The 15,543-nt window shown below is 60.2% G+C and carries 13 protein-coding genes; 5 read left to right on the top strand and 8 right to left on the bottom strand.

Annotation, left to right across the window (positions count from 1 at the left end):
- Nucleotides 1-30: 30 nt before the first annotated feature.
- The 7 genes from HK22_RS06375 to HK22_RS06345 form a co-directional block, all read right to left on the bottom strand.
- Nucleotides 31-3,198, bottom strand: coding sequence for an efflux RND transporter permease subunit (locus tag HK22_RS06375; protein ID WP_086648723.1), 3,168 nt, complete (start codon nucleotides 3,196-3,198; stop codon nucleotides 31-33).
- A 170-nt stretch (nucleotides 3,199-3,368) separates the two neighbouring features.
- Nucleotides 3,369-4,769: a HAMP domain-containing sensor histidine kinase gene (locus HK22_RS06370; protein WP_086648794.1), complete on the bottom strand. Its 1,401-nt coding sequence runs from the start codon at nucleotides 4,767-4,769 to the stop codon at nucleotides 3,369-3,371.
- Between the two features lie 16 nt (nucleotides 4,770-4,785).
- A complete protein-coding gene (locus HK22_RS06365) occupies nucleotides 4,786-5,517 on the bottom strand; it encodes a response regulator transcription factor (RefSeq protein ID WP_086648793.1) in 732 nt (243 codons plus the stop codon).
- Nucleotides 5,518-5,578: 61 nt separating this feature from the next.
- Entirely contained in the window at nucleotides 5,579-6,811 is a 1,233-nt protein-coding gene (locus HK22_RS06360; protein WP_086648722.1) for a DNA recombination protein RmuC, read from the bottom strand.
- 47 nt (nucleotides 6,812-6,858) lie between these two features.
- Nucleotides 6,859-7,104, bottom strand: a complete 246-nt coding sequence (locus HK22_RS06355) for a hypothetical protein (protein ID WP_062027258.1) — start codon at nucleotides 7,102-7,104, stop codon at nucleotides 6,859-6,861.
- A gap of 123 nt (nucleotides 7,105-7,227) precedes the next feature.
- On the bottom strand, nucleotides 7,228-8,403 hold the full coding sequence (locus HK22_RS06350) for an aminoacetone oxidase family FAD-binding enzyme (protein WP_077803919.1): 1,176 nt from the start codon (nucleotides 8,401-8,403) through the stop codon (nucleotides 7,228-7,230).
- A gap of 11 nt (nucleotides 8,404-8,414) precedes the next feature.
- Nucleotides 8,415-9,083, bottom strand: a complete 669-nt coding sequence (locus HK22_RS06345) for a glutathione S-transferase family protein (RefSeq protein ID WP_062027256.1) — start codon at nucleotides 9,081-9,083, stop codon at nucleotides 8,415-8,417.
- A 77-nt stretch (nucleotides 9,084-9,160) separates the two neighbouring features.
- On the opposite strand from HK22_RS06345, the gene minC reads away from it, so the two are divergent.
- From minC to HK22_RS06325, 4 genes are all read left to right on the top strand, one after another.
- Entirely contained in the window at nucleotides 9,161-9,889 is a 729-nt protein-coding gene (gene minC / locus HK22_RS06340) for a septum site-determining protein MinC (protein WP_086648721.1), read from the top strand.
- 149 nt (nucleotides 9,890-10,038) lie between these two features.
- Nucleotides 10,039-10,851: a septum site-determining protein MinD gene (gene minD / locus HK22_RS06335; RefSeq protein ID WP_062027254.1), complete on the top strand. Its 813-nt coding sequence runs from the start codon at nucleotides 10,039-10,041 to the stop codon at nucleotides 10,849-10,851.
- Nucleotides 10,852-10,855: 4 nt separating this feature from the next.
- Entirely contained in the window at nucleotides 10,856-11,137 is a 282-nt protein-coding gene (minE, locus tag HK22_RS06330; RefSeq protein ID WP_062027252.1) for a cell division topological specificity factor MinE, read from the top strand.
- A gap of 54 nt (nucleotides 11,138-11,191) precedes the next feature.
- Nucleotides 11,192-11,551, top strand: coding sequence for a YidB family protein (locus HK22_RS06325; protein ID WP_062027250.1), 360 nt, complete (start codon nucleotides 11,192-11,194; stop codon nucleotides 11,549-11,551).
- A 73-nt stretch (nucleotides 11,552-11,624) separates the two neighbouring features.
- Here HK22_RS06325 and HK22_RS06320 read toward each other — a convergent pair whose 3' ends face one another.
- Nucleotides 11,625-12,821, bottom strand: a complete 1,197-nt coding sequence (locus tag HK22_RS06320; protein WP_086648720.1) for an SMP-30/gluconolactonase/LRE family protein — start codon at nucleotides 12,819-12,821, stop codon at nucleotides 11,625-11,627.
- Nucleotides 12,822-12,997: 176 nt separating this feature from the next.
- Between HK22_RS06320 and HK22_RS06315 the strand changes: the two genes are divergently transcribed.
- Nucleotides 12,998-15,517 (top strand): TonB-dependent receptor plug domain-containing protein, encoded by a 2,520-nt coding sequence (locus HK22_RS06315; RefSeq protein WP_369827208.1) that lies wholly within the window; start codon nucleotides 12,998-13,000, stop codon nucleotides 15,515-15,517.
- The last annotated feature ends 26 nt before the right edge of the window (nucleotides 15,518-15,543 follow it).

The following is a 15,543-nucleotide window of genomic DNA, read 5'->3' as shown; positions in this document are numbered from 1 at the left end:
GAGGCACCTGCCCCTGATCCGTAGAATGGCTCACGCGCGGTCTCCTTCAGGCCCAGCAGGCCGCTTGTAATGAATAAGGGCAAAAACGCAGGGAACAAAAAGCAGGGTGGCAACGGTCGCAACCAGCAGACCACCGATCACTGCCTTGCCCAGCGGCGCATTGTCGGAATTGCTGATGGACATCGGGATCATGCCGATGATCATTGCAAGCGCCGTCATCATGACGGGACGGATACGTTCGTAGCCCGCTTCCAGAGCCGCGAGAATGGCATCACCATGCTCGTCCATCCGCTCACGGGCAAACGCTACCACGAGAATGGCGTTGGCCGTAGCCGTACCCATGCACATGATCGCCCCCGTCAGTGCCGGTACCGACATGGATGTATGCGTCAGGAAGAGGCTCCACGAGATACCGCCCAGAGCCCCTGGCAGCGCCGAGATGATAACGAACGGATCAAGCCAGGACTGAAAGTTGACGACAATGATCAGGTAAACCAGCACGATCGACAGCGCGAGGCCACCTGCGAGCTGGACATACGCATCGTTCATCGTCACAGCCTGTCCACGGACTACCATGGTCGAGCCATGCGGCAGCAGCTTGCGTTCTTCCTCCACGATCCGGTTCACGGCTCTTGAAACCGTTCCCAGATCCATGTCCTCCGGCGCAGCATAGATGTCGAACACGGGCATGATGTTGTAATGCGCGACTTCTGCTGGAGTCCCGGTCTGCACCAGAGCACTCAGCCCTCCCAGAAGCTGCGGCGTCTGGTTTGTCGGGTTACCGTCCCCCTTGTCGATCGGGAGAATTTCCAGATCGTTCATGGTCTGCAGATAATTCGCGGGGGTCTGCACATCAATGAGCTGCGACGTGCCCTGCGCGTTCAGGTAGTAGGTCTGGCCGACCTGCCCGCTACCGGACAGCGTCACAAGAGCATTCAGGGCCACGTCCCGCTCGGTAATACCCGTTCCCAGCGCAAAGCTGCGTCGGTTGTTCACCAGGATCGTCGGCTGCGTCATCGGCTCCTGAATGGAGACATCCGCAATTCCCGGAATATGCCGCAGTTTCTGGGCAATCTGTGTCGCGAATTTGAAGTTTTCGCTCAGATCGCGGCCCACGATCTGCACGTCGATCGGAGATGGCAGACCGAAGTTCAGGATCTTGGCCGTCAGATCGCCCGGCTGAAACGTGAAGACCGTTCCCGGAAAATCGTTCGTCAGACCCTTGCGCAGCCTGCGGCGGTATTCCGGGATCGGGCTTTCGGAGTTTCGCAGCTGGATGGTGATGTCGCAGTCCTGCGATCCCACGGTCGGGGACGGAATCATTGCCTGGTTCAGCTGACTGAACGGCAGACCGCAGTTATTGACAATATTGACCACCTGACCCGGCAACAGGCTCCGGATCTTGCGTTCCGCCAACCCTGCAATCTTGCCGGTCTCTTCTAGGCGCGTGCCGATCGGGGCACGCATGTGCATCTGCAACGTTCCGGACTTGATCTCAGGGAAGAAGTCCTGACCGATGAACAGCAGGAGCGCCATGGACGATACGGCCGCCAGCAGGAACAGCATCACGAAACGACCGCGAATCGCAATCAGGGTTTCAAGGATGACCTTGTAATGCTCGCGGAAACTGGAGAATCGCGCCTCAAATCCCCGCTGGAAACGCCCGAAAATTCCGGTCTTGCGATGGTGCCATTCAGGATCACGATGCATCCGCACCTGAGCCGCCAGCATCCAGTTCGCCATCGTCGGCACCAGCGTCCGCGACAGGATGAAAGAAGCGATCATGGCAAAGATGATGGCTTCGGCCATCGGCATGAACAGCCAGCCCGAAATCCCCGTCAGTTCGAACAGCGGCAGCCACACGATGCAGATACAGGTCGTGGACACGAAGGTCGGGATGACGATCTGGTTGGCGGCATCAATGATGGCGTCTTCCAGTTCCTTCCCGGTTTCGAGATGCGCGTCGATGTTTTCGATCATGACGGTCGCGTCATCGACGAGAATACCAACCGCCAGCGCCAGACCGCCCAGCGTCATCACATTGATGGACTGCCCGGCGATGCTCAGCCCGATGATCGAACACAGCATTGCCAGCGGAATGGATGTCGCCACGATGATGGTCGAACGCCACGAGCCAAGAAACAGCAGAACCGTCAGGCTGGTCAGGATCGCGGCCGTGATCATCTCACGCACCACGTCCACGACCGATTCCTTTACGAAGCTCGACGCATCGGTCAGGACATTCACTGTCGTTCCGGCTGGCAGCGTTGCCTCGACCTGCGGCAGGAGCTTCTTGATGCCGCTTACGACGGACAGCGTGGAAGCATCACCACTTTTGAGGATGACAATCAGGACTGCCTGCTGCCCTTTCACAAGGACTGCGTTGATCTGCGGAGGCCCTCCACGATGCACCCAGGCAACGTCACGCAGATAGATCACGGAATTGCCGACCTGCTTGATCGGCATCTTGTTGAAGACTTCCAGATCAAGGGGCGTCGAGTTCGTCTTCACCATCCAGTCAAGCTGGCCGATCCGCTGATCGCCTGCCGGAAGAACGATATTCTGCAGGTTCAGCGCTGTCGCCACGTCTTCTGGAGACAGTCTGTGCGCCAGCAGCTTGATCGGGTCGATATCCACCATGATGTCCGGAGCCAGACCACCATAGGGATTGGGGATCGCGGCCCCGGGCACGGAAATCAGTTCCGGCCGGATCAGGTTGGACGCCATGTTATAGATTTCCGACCCGGACATGGTCGGATTGTTGACCTGCAACGTCAGAACCGGAACCGACGACGCATCCATTGCCAGAATCAGCGGCGGGGTCGAACCGTTCGGCAACTGTTTGATGACCGTCTGGGACACAGACGTGATCTGCGTCTGCGCCACCGCCGTATTGGTTCCCGGCTGGAAGAACACCTTCACGATGCCACGTCCGTAATAGGACGAGCTTTCGATATGTTCGATGTTGCTGACCGTCGCCGTCAGGGAACGTTCGTAATAATAAACGATACGCCCCGACATGTCCTCAGGCATCAGGCCCGTATAGGACCAGATGACAGCCACGATCGGAATCTTGATTGAAGGAAAGACATCCGTGGGCGTGGAAACGATGGCCCGGACCCCGAAGATCAGGATCATGATCGACAGGACAACGAAAGTGTAAGGCCGCTTCAGCGCGGTAACGACAATGGCATTCATGCGGTCAGACAACCCCTTGGGGCTCTTCCTGGTCCGGTCATTCTCAACGGGTGTCCCCTTGCAAATTGATCCGAGTCATATCCATCGAGACTCAGACGACAAGGAAAATTCTGTTTAAATATCAAGACACGCGGCAAATATTGACACGCTACGCAACATTTCGTGCCTTTTCAGACAGGTGTCGCGGGCGCGAAATGAATGGTGAAAACAGCTCCAGGCAGCGTATGACCGGGCCTTGCGGACACGATATCCACCGATGCTCCATGCAGCCGCAGGATTGCTGACACGAGGCTCAGCCCCAGCCCGCTTCCCGGAACATGACGACTTTTATCCGAACGGTAAAAGCGTCCCATGACGGCCTTGCGCTCTTCTTCTGCAATACCGATTCCCGTATCGCTGACACGCAGCCAGCTCGATCCGTCAGCTCCCTGCCCCGCACTCAGCCGGACCGTTCCCGGCGCGGGCGTGAACTTGATCGCATTGTCCACGAGATTGGCCAGAACCTCGTTCAGCAGGTCCATGTCCCCGAACAGCGGAACCGCTTTATCCGAGTCCACGACCTCAAGGAGAATGCCCTCCGTCTCGGCAATCGGTTCGTACAGATCCACCACCCCGGCCAGCAGTTCACGCAGATCAAGCATTGCAAACCCGGCCCGACGCCGCCCGTTCTCGATTTCACCGATCCGCAGCAGGGCCGTAATGACGGAGAAACACTGTTCCAGATCCAGCGTGGCGCGCTCTATCGCGCCCTGAAGCGCTGCGGGATCATTCGTAATCGACGACACCCGCTCCAGCCGGGCCTTTACCCGTGCCAGAGGCGTCCTCAGATCATGGGCAATGTCGTTGCCCACGTCCCGGATCTCGTCGAGCAGATGCTCCAGCCGGTCCAGCATCCGGTTGACCGATACCGCAAGTCGCTCGATATCGTCGCGTTCGCGTCCGGTCGGCAGACGCTCGTGCAGGTCTCCGTCCATGATGCGGTCGATCGCCTCATGCATATCCTTGACGCGCCCCAGCGCCCGATGGCTCAGAAAAATTCCCGCCATCAGGGCAAACACTACGATCGGCACCACAGACATCAGCGCCGCACGCTTGGTGATGTAGCGCAGTTCATTGGCCATATGCAGCGAGCGCGCCAGAACGAGAATGCGGTCCCGGTTTCCCTGCACCCCCTCTACCTCGACGGCCAGATAGCGCATTTCATAGGGTGTATCACCGGGAGGCGCGTCCCATAGACGCTGCGTTCTGGGCGAGACCTCCAGCCCGACGGGCCATTTCTTGATATCGCCCGCAATCCGGTTACGGTTCATGTCGAACAGCGCAGCCCCGTTGAGGATCACGCGCAGATCAGTCTTGCTGCGCTCCCGAACCTCATATTCAAGCTGGGCCGGACTTTCCTGAAGAAGCTGATCGGCTTCACGCTGAAGCAGATCTGTCGAGCGCTGCTGCTCGTATCCGTTCATCTGACCGTAGACGAGCCCGAACTGCAACGCCATTGCGGCGATGATCGCCACAACGAAGGCCAGCGTCAGTCGGAACGTCGCCGTCCGGAAAAGATCAGCCCGGAACAGTTCGGAAAAGCGCAGCTCAGCCCGTGACACGCAGACTGAACCCGGCGCCGCGAATACTGTGAATGAGCGGTGGCTCGCCGGGCAGATCAATCTTGCGACGCAGTTTTCCGATATGAACGTCCACCAGATTTGTCTGGGGAACGAAACGGTAATTCCACACATCCTCCAGTAGCATCGTTCGCGTCAGCACCGTGTCCGGGCGACGCATCATGTATTCCAGAAGACGGAACTCCCGCGGAAGCAGATCAATTTCCTGCCCGTTCCGGAACACCCGGCGCTCGATCAGGTCCATCTCAAGCGGACCAACGCGGAGCACCGTCACACGACTGTCCGTCGGACGCCTCAGCAGAGCCTCCAGACGGGCAGCGAGTTCTTCCATGGCGAAGGGTTTGGTCAGGTAATCATCCCCCCCTGCCTTGAGGCCGCTAACACGGTCATCCACGGCTGAAAGCGCCGAAAGCACCAGGACGGGAATGGTAATCCGCTGCGCACGCACGCTCTCGATCACCGTCAGGCCGTCCAGTTCCGGCAGCATCCGGTCCACGATCATCAGATCGAACTGGCCGGTACAGGCGTGATCCAGCCCCTCGACACCCGTCGCAGCTCGTGTGACGTCATAGCCGCGCGTCGTGAGTTCCTCCACGACCTCGGCCGCAATGCTGTCGTCGTCCTCGATCAGCAGAAGCCGGGGAGAAGGTTCGGAAAGGCGCTCAGGCGCCCCGGAGTCATGTGCGGACGTCATGGTCATCATCATCACATGGGGCAGCCCACCGTGTCATCCAATTAAAATCGGTCTTAAGGCCGGAGCCTCAGGAAGAAGGCGGTCCGTCCAGCGCCTCTTCCATGTCGTCCGTCGTTCCGTCCAGCGCCCGCAGACGCCTCCCAAGCACGCGCGTCCGCCGGCGGGCTTCTTCGATCGTATTGCCCATCGTCCCGGCGTTGCGGTGCAGCTTTTCTAACACCTGGTCCATCCGCAGCATCTCCTGTCGCGTCGCCCCCAGAAGCCCGGCAATCGCCTCTGTCCGTTCTTCAAGCGTCAGCGTGACATATCCAAGATGCACGGTCCGGAGCATCGCCGGCAGAAGCGATGGCCCCATCACCATTACACGGTGCAGGCGCCCGATTTCGTCAATCACGCCGGGCATCCGAGCGATTTCGGCATAAAGCCCGTCAGTCGGCAGATACAGCACGGCAAATTCAACGGTCACTGGCGGAAGGATATATTTGGAGGCAATTTTCTTTGCCTCAAACCGGATCACGTTTTCCAGTTCGCGGCGCGCCTGACGTTCCGCCAGCGCATCCCCGGCATCCGAGGCGTTCAGCAATCTTTCATAGGCTTCGGTCGGGAATTTGCTGTCAATCGCCAGCCGTGGCGGCGTCTCCGTGCCCCGCACCGGCATCTTCACCGCAAATTCGACGTTCTCACCTGCCGTTCCGAGGCGGAAATTGGTGTCATAGCTGCCCTCAGGAAGAATATCGTCCAGAATTGAGCGGCACTGCGCCTCGCCCCAGCCCCCGCGCGTCTTCACATTCGAGAACAGGCGCTTCAGGTCACCGATCTGCGCCGTCACACTCGTGACCTCGCCCAGCGCCTTTTGCATGGCGCTGAACTGCTCCACCACACGCTGGAAACTGGTCTGCATCTGCTTTTCCACAGCACCGTGAAGCTGCTCATTCACGGTCGCCCGGATGCGCTCGATCTGTTCATTCTGGCTCTGCGCCATCTCCCGCAGCGCATCCGACAGCAGGAGACGCCCTTCGGCCTGATCCTGCCCCAGATTACGGGCCAGCGTACTCAGCCGCTCGCTGGTTTCCAGCCGGAACTGGTCCAGCCGCCCCGACAGGACGCGCTCAACTTCCGACAGATGGGCCCGATGGTATTCAACGTCCTGCGAGCGCTCCTGAGCCTCACGCTCAAGAAGCCGCTCGAGCTGCCCGCCCCCGCTGCCGCCCCGCAGGATCGCCAGCAGAGCAACCACCAGCGCGACCGCCGCAACAATCCAGGGGAAAAACTGCGCCATTCCGGAAATATTCTCCTGCATGGCGCATGTCCTACCCGTTCAACGCAATACGGCCAATGCCACGCGTCTTACGGCTGGTGGATATTTCCGTAAGACGCCGCTCCCAGACCCGGGCACGAACACGGTGCCCCGAGCGGAACCTGTGTCGGCATCTTGCAGGTATAGATCCCGGCCTTGCAGGTATAACCATAGCCGGCAATGGGCGTGCCCGGCGGAATCGGCCCCGGCGCCGCCGTCCCGACACACGCTCCCAGCCCCAGAAAAGACAGACCTGCCGCAGTACGCAGAACATGACGGAAAACGGAACGAGACATAATGGATGTGTCCTTAAATCGACCGGATTGAAAACCGGACATCAGAGAAACGCAAACGGATCGCCGCGTCATCGGTTTCCGCCTGATCGAACGCCAGCATGGCAATCCTGTGGCAATGCCCCCTCAGCGATGCCCGCCTGCCGCCTGCCCTGCCGCCACACCACTTGCCCAGGCCCACTGAAAATTGTGCCCACCAAGCCAGCCCGTCACGTCCACGGCTTCCCCGATCGCGTAAAGTCCGGGAATTTCCCGGGCCTCCAGCGTCTGGGATGACAGATCCCGCGTGTCGATCCCGCCGCGCATGACTTCCGCCTTGGCATAGCCCTCGGTCCCGGCGGGACGGAGCTGCCAGTTCGAAATCCGCTCGGCCAGCGCCTTGATCGCGCGGTCCGGCTGGTTCGCCAGCATCGTATCGCCCATTCCCGCCGCCAGAACACGCGCCAGCCGCTGGGGCAGCGCTTCCAGCAGGCTCGGCGGGAGGGCTTTCGGTCGGTCTTTCTTCACCTTCAGCAGCACGTTCAGCGCATTCTGTCCCGGCAGCAGGTCAATCTGCGCCGCATCGCCGCTCTCAAGATAGGACGAAATCTGCAAAATTGCCGGGCCTGACACGCCGCGATGGGTGAAGACCATCCCATCCTCGAACCGCGGGCCTTTTTTGCCCACCCGCGCCACGATCGGCAGCGAAACGCCTGCAAGTTCCGGATCGGCATCTCCCAGAACCAGCGGCACGAGCGCCGGGGCCGTCGGCACCACGCGCAGTCCGAATTTCCGCGCCAGCCGCAGCGACAGGTCTGACGCCCCGAGCTTGGGAATGGACAGCCCACCAGTCGCAAGGATCACGGAGCCCGTGCGGATCTCGCCGCCATCCGTCACGACAATAAATCCGTGCTCCGCCCGGCGGACATCCAGAATCCGCGTCTGCATCCGGAATTCGCATCCAGCGGCCCGACACTCCGAAACCAGCATGTCCACGATCTGCCCAGCCGAGCCATCACAGAAAAGCTGCCCGCGCGCTTTCTCGTGCCAGGCAATGCCATAGCGGTTCACGAGCTTGAGGAAATCCTGCGGCGTATACCGCGCCAGCGCCGAGCGGGCGAAATGTCGGTTCTGGGAAATGAAACAGTTCGGGCCGGTTTCAAGATGGGTGAAATTGCAGCGTCCGCCCCCCGAAATCAGGATCTTGCGTCCCGGCTCCGGCCCGTGATCCAGAACCAGAACCCGTGCACCGTTCTGCCCTGCGACAGCCGCCGCCATCAGCCCCGCTGCACCGGCTCCAAGCACAATCACATCGGGATTCATCATCACAGGCCTCAGAAATCCAGATTGGCGTAATGCGCGGGCGGCGTGATGCCACTGACCTTGTCAGACAGCAGCCCCCGGAAACAGGGCCGGGATTTCACACGGGCATACCAGTCCTTTGCCGCGGGCGCCTTGGACCAGTTCACGTCGCCGATGAAATCGAGCGCCGACAGATGGGCCGCGGCTGCGAAATCCGCGAGCGACAGCGCAGGCCCAGCCAGCCAGGACCGCGTTTCCGCCAGCCAGCCGATATAATCGAGATGAAAGCGCATGTTCGCGTAACCGGCCCGAAGCGCATTGCCGTCCGGATGGCCACGCCCGAACTGGCGCTTGTCCACCTTCTCGCCCAGAAGGTTCCGGGTGACTTCCTGCGCAAAACGGGTGTCGAACCAGTCCACGAGCCGCCGGGTCTCGACCCGCTCGGCAAAAGTACGCCCCAGAAGCGGCGTATCGGGATAGGCGTCTTCCAGATATTCGCAGATGACACGTCCGCCAGGCACGGCGAGACCATTTTCCTCAACCAGCACAGGCACTTCGCCTGCCGGATTGAGACGGAGGAATTCCTCACGCTGCTCCCACACCCGCTCGATGACGGGTTCGAACGGGAGTCGCTTCTCAGTGAGGGCAAGCCTCACAAGACGGCATTGCGGAGAAAGTGGAAGGTGATGCAGGATACGCATTGCCACTTTCTAAGTCAGCCGATACCCGCTCACAAGAGCCTCACCGACTGCCCGACACAGGTCCGACGATTTTCACGATGCCCGATCCCGTTTCCGCACCCTCTTCGACTGCCCCCATGCGCATCCGCGCCCGTGGCCGCTCCTTCCTCGCGCTCGTCCTGTCTCCCGAGGCGCCCCTCCCCCTCTGGCTGAACGGCCTCGACTATCAGGTCGCCCGATCCGGCGGACTGTTCACCGGAAAACCGATCATTCTGGATCTCGGCCTCCTCAACGAAAACACGCCGGGTCTGGCCACGCTTCTGGACGATATCCGGGGCCGGGGTGTCCGGATTATCGGTCTTGAGGGTGGAAGCCGGCACTGGCCGGCTGTCGCGCACTGGGACTGGCCGGAAATGCTGGATGGTGGCCGACCGGCCGGGGAAGTCGAGATTCCGGAAGATCCGTCTGCCAGTGCGGCGGGGCCGGTTTCGGGCGGCGGGACCCTCATTATCGACCAGACTGTGCGGTCGGGTCAGAGCATCCAGCATATGCAGGGCGATGTGATCATCCTCGGATCGGTGTCTTCTGGCGCTGAAATCGTGGCTGCGGGTTCAATCCACGTTTACGGAACCCTGCGTGGACGAGCGATTGCGGGCGTGGGCGGGCAGTCCCAGAGCCGTATTTTCGCAAGCCGCATGCAGGCCGAGTTGCTGGCGCTTGATGGCTATTATGCGGTTACGGAAGACATTGATCCCACGCTTCTGGGGCACGCCGCGCAGGCCGCTCTGGATGAGGACCGGGTCCGCGTGCTGCCGCTGCCTGCGTGATCCGGGCAATAACGTGACGTAGGCTGCCATGAAAGCACCCCTATTCGCAGGTTGCCGCGGGGTGTAAAACATTCATAGAATAAGAAATCGGCCCGCGTTGGCCTGTTACAGGCAGGCGCAGACCGAAGAGACGTTTTTCTGGAGTATTCATGTCCAAGGTTCTGGTTGTCACTTCCGGCAAGGGTGGCGTCGGCAAGACGACATCAACCGCCGCGCTCGGCGCCGCTCTCGCTCAGAGCGGGCAGAATGTGGTGGTGGTTGATTTCGATGTCGGGCTGCGGAACCTTGACCTGGTCATGGGCGCCGAGCGCCGGGTGGTTTTCGATCTCATCAACGTCGTACAGGGCGATGCCCGCCTGTCGCAGGCGCTGATCCGCGACAAGCGTTGTGAGACGCTGTCGATCCTTCCGGCCTCCCAGACCCGGGACAAGGACGCTCTAACCTCCGAGGGCGTAGCCCGCGTGATGGACGAGCTTCGCGAGAAGTTCGACTGGGTGATCTGCGACAGCCCGGCCGGCATCGAACGTGGCGCACAGCTTGCCATGTATCATGCCGATATGGCCGTGATCGTCACCAATCCCGAAGTCAGCTCGGTGCGTGACTCCGACCGGATCATCGGCCTGCTCGACAGCAAGACCAAAAAGGCCGAACAGGGCGAGAAGGTCGACAAGCACCTGCTTCTGACCCGCTACGACCCGGCCCGCGCTGCGCGCAAGGAAATGCTGAGCGTCGAAGACGTGCTCGAAATCCTGTCCATCCCGCTGCTGGGCATTGTTCCGGAAAGCGAGGATGTGTTGAAATCCTCCAATGTCGGCGCGCCTGTCACTCTGGCTGCGCCCACGAGCCTTCCTGCCCGCGCCTATTTCGAAGCAGCCCGTCGCCTAAGCGGCGAGAAGCTCGAAGTCTCGGTTCCAGTCGAAAAGCGCGGTTTCCTTGACTGGCTTTTCAAGAGGGACGCATGAGTTCATGAGTTTTCTCGCAAATATTTTCGCACGACGCCAGCAGTCCAGCAGCGTCGCCAAGGATCGGCTCCAGATCCTGCTCGCTCATGAACGCAGTTCGGGGGGAGAAAGCGGTGAGTCCGACCTGATCCGTCAGCTTCACAAGGAAATCATGGAAGTCATCGCGCGCCATGTCGCCGTCGATCAGGACAAGGTCCAGATCAAGGTTGATCGTGGCAGTGGCTGCTCCATGCTCGAAATCGACGTCGAGGTTCCGCAGGAACTCAGCGGCAAGCGGACTTCCTAACACTGCACCAACTGCGGCCCGAAACGCCGCGCCTGAAAGAACGGAACAACACGGATGAGCGGCTTTCTTGGAAACCTCATGAACCAGGCTGTGGGCGCGATCGGCGGCCAGCTTGGCGATAAATTCGGCGGCAGCATCGGCGAATTCCTCAAAGGTGACGGCCTTAACATGCTGCTGAGCCAGGCCCAGAGCGCCGGACTGACCGACAAGATCCACTCCTGGATCGGCAATGGCGAGAACCTGCCCATCACCACCGACGAGTTGCGCAGCCTTCTGACGGACCAGCAGATCCAGACGATCGTGGCCAAGACGGGCCTGCCCGCCGGGACGATCCTTCCTGCGCTGGCACAGCTTCTCCCGGCTGCCGTGGACAAGCACACCCCGGAAGGTCAGGCACCGTCAACAACGGCCTGATACCCGGTTCAGACATACAGGTCTGCAGACGCCCCGGTGGATGAATTCTGCCGGGGCGTTTTGCGTTTCGGGTTCAGGCTTTCTGCCCTTTTGGAACCGCATCATAGGGCTGCGGCTGTTCGATCGGGAAGCGGACCAGCAGGTAGGGCGTGACCCGGCGATCCTTGCCGCCATTGAACGACGCCAGACGGTTCCACTGCCCGAACGTGCAATAGACATGATCCGCCGTTGCGAAAATGCCGTCCGGTGACAGGGCGCGTGGATCACGGAGCATCATTGTGAAAGAACCATCCTGATCGCGTCTCAGGATGCAGTCATGTTCGTAATTGGTCGTGTAAAGACGGTCATGGTCATCCAGCGCCAGTCCGTCCGCCACTCCTTTTTCGCCTTCGTCGCGGATGGCAGGCGCCAGGACGGTATCGTCTGACGTCGGGTCTGCCAGAAGGTCCACAGGCAGGCTGTAGAGCCGACGGCTGGTCAGGGGCGAGAAATAGAGATTTTTTTCGTCTTTCGTCAGGGCAATGCCGTCCACGCCTCCAGAGACCAGTTGTGGATGTCCGGGGAGGTAACGGCGCGGCTCGCCCTCGACAATGGCCATGAACCCGGCTTCCGGAAGAATGGCAGGATGTGTGGTCAGAACCCGCCGCGCCTGCTGGGTGGCGACATCAACGATTACGAGGGCAGGTTTTGTGCCGAAAGACGAGTCCGTCACGAAAACGGTCCCCTGAGCGCCGTGCGACAGTGAGACCCGCAGGTCGTTCATGTGACTGTCCGGCAGCAGGGCGGGCGCCTTGAGGATGATGTTGTGAGCGACCCGGTTTGTCGTCGGGTCGATACAGACGATCTTGGCAGCTCCGGGCTGCAGTGGATGTCCGGCGCGCTTGCCGTCATCAATCACCCAGAGCCGTCCCTGACGGTCTGTCGTCATGCCGTGGACAGAAACAAGGCACTTTGCTGGAACGGCCCCCGGAAGGCTCATCTCGGGACTTGGATAAGGCACGACCTTTCCGTCCACCAGTTCGCCGAGCGTGGCACCCTTGTGATCCACGGCGTGGCGGGGAAAGCCGACAAAGGTCCGGCCGTCCGGAAGCACCACGATCCCGGACGGACCAGGGCCATCGAACTTGGCCACAATATCGAGTTCTCCGTAGGGGCCGGTTCCGTTGTCCTCGTTTCCGGCCGCCTGTGCCTGAGCCGCCGGCAAGGCTGCCGAAACCGCAAGAGACGCTGGGGCTGCCGAAGCTGCCCGCAGGAAATGACGTCGTTTCATGCGCACTCTCCGAAATTCATTTTCAAAACAAACCGTTTCCATAACGCCCGAACCGTGTAAGGAACGCCACAGGCCCTGCAAAATGTGATCGGAATTTTTCCGGAACCGGAAAATTATGTTGACCTTGCGCAAATACGAACCAATTTTGTGGCTCATATAAAATACTAACTTATTGCGTGGTAAAAGTGCTGACCCAGCTTTCCCTTCGTCATCTGACCCTTCTGGGGACCTCCCTTCTCGGCTCTACGTTCCTTCTCGTCACTTCTGAAAGCCGTGCTGCCACGCCGCAGCCGGCACCGGCGCACTCTGCTCCGAGCGCGCACAAGCCGGTCCGCGCCACTCCGGTGACCAGAAAAGCGAAGCCTGCCCAGACTCCACGGCCTGAAACCGAGGTTGCGGGGGGTACAGAAGCGGTCGTTGTGACGGGAACGCGCGAGTTCGGCAAAAAGGCGCGGGATTCGATCGCCCCGGTCGATATTGTGACGAACCGTCAGTTGACAGGGACGGGTCAGCCCACGCTGCGTGACTCCCTGGCGCTGCTGCTACCCTCCCTCACCGTTCCGACAGGGGGCTTCGATGCCGGTGCCCTGACCGACAGCATTTCGCTGCGTGGCCTCAACCCCAACGAGACGCTCGTGCTCGTGGATGGCAAGCGGCGACACACCACGGCCAATATCTACGCAGATGGCGGACCGGCGCAGGGGTCCACACCTGTCGATATCGACATGATCCCCATGGCCATGATCGACCATATCGAAGTTCTTCGTGATGGTGCGTCTGCCCAGTATGGCTCCGACGCCATTGCGGGGGTGGTCAACATCATCCTCAAGAAGCAGAATCATGGTCTGACCATGCGTTCGAACACCGGGATCACGAGCGAAGGCGACGGTTTCCAGCAGGGCGTCTTCATTGATGGCGGCCTGAACCTGAACAATCGCGGTTTTGTTCATATCGGTGGCGATTTCGTTCATCAGGACCACACCTTCCGGTCCGGGAATGACAACCGCACCCACACCGACGTCAACCAGCTTCTGGGACAGCCCGAGCAGACGCGTGAAAGCGTTGCCGTCAATGCGGGCTATGACATCACCGATGATATTCAGGCCTATGCCGGTGCGACCTATGCGCATCGTCATGCGGAATCCTACCAGAACTACCGCCTGCCCTCGTCACTCGCCAAATATCCCGGCTATGCGGCGATCTATCCTTATGGCTATTCGCCCATCGAGGCTCTGGAAGAAGACGATTACGAACTCACGGCTGGTCTGAAAGGCACGCTGGCGGGCTGGCACTGGGACGTGTCGTCGGTTTTTGGTCGCGACTATGATGCCGTGAATGCCGAAAGCACCACGAATGTGGGCCTGTACACCGCCACAGGCGAGACACCGACGTCGTTCGCCGCACAGTCCTTTAACAACACGCAGTGGACAAACAGCGTCGACCTCAGCCGCAAGTTCCGCACGTCGTTCTGGCCGTATGCCATCAATGTCGCGGGCGGTGCGTCCTATCGCTATGAAGCCTATGCGATCGGAACCGGCTCTCCGGCCAGCTACAACTATTCCAGTTCGGACGGTTTTCCCGGCACCAACCCGGCCAATGCCGGGAAATGGTCCCGTGATGTTGCGGCGGGCTATCTCGACATCTCCACCAACCTGATGAAACACTGGCAGGTCGATCTGGCCGGACGCGTCGAGCATTACACGGATGTCGGCAACACCAAGACTGGCAAGGTCTCTACCCGTTACGATTTCAGCCCACGCTTTGCGATCCGCGGCACATTCAGCAATGGCTTCCATGCCCCGACGCTGGCGCAGGAACATTATTCCGCGCTGTCTGTCTCGCCGACCGCTGCCAGTGGCATCATCGCGGCAAACTCTCCTGGCGCACTCGCCAACGGCGCATCAGCATTGAAATCGGAATCCTCCACGAGCGCCGAAGGCGGCATCATTGTCGAGCCGGTCAAGAAGCTGCACGTCACTGTTGATGTGTACCAGATCGACCTGCGGGACCGGATTATGCCGGGTGGGTCCATCTACGGATCTCAGGCTCATAGCGCGCTTGAAATGGACGGGTTCAATCTGCCCCCGGGATCTGAAAACTGGACGGGCAGCCAGCTTGCCACGCACTGGTTTGCCAATGTCGCCAATACGCGGACGCAGGGACTTGACCTGACGGCGACCTATCCGACCAACTTCGGGCGTTATGGCCATGCGGACTGGGATGTTGCGATCAATCTGAACCGGACGCGCCTGCGCCATCAGGCAACCAGCACGACCGGAGCGCCGCTTCTGACCGCGCAGTATATCGCTTACATCACCACCGCGTACCCGCGCAGCAAGATCATCTTCGGCGGTACCTGGCATTCCGCGCGCAACAAATGGGCGGTTTCCGTCCATGAGATCCGTTACGGCGAGACGACGTCTCAGCTCACCTATTACACTGGGCCGTATACCTACTCCACGAGCCACTACCTGGAGTTCCAGAATGTGCCGAAATGGACGACGAACGCCTCCGTGACCTACAATATCAGTCCCAAATGGAGCGCAACGATCGGAGGGAACAACATCTTCGCCAAATTCCCGTCGGTTGTTCCTGAAGGAAACCGCTATCTCGGCGTGCCCAAGTACTACATGAGCACGTCGCAGCTCGGCATGAATGGCGGGTATTATTATCTGGACGTTTCAGCACGCTTCTGAGCAGGTCCGGGGAATGCGGAAAGAAT

This window comes from Gluconobacter sp. DsW_056 (assembly GCF_002153595.1).
GTDB classification, from domain to species: domain Bacteria; phylum Pseudomonadota; class Alphaproteobacteria; order Acetobacterales; family Acetobacteraceae; genus Gluconobacter; species Gluconobacter albidus.
This window is presented reverse-complemented; position numbering and strand designations above follow the sequence as displayed.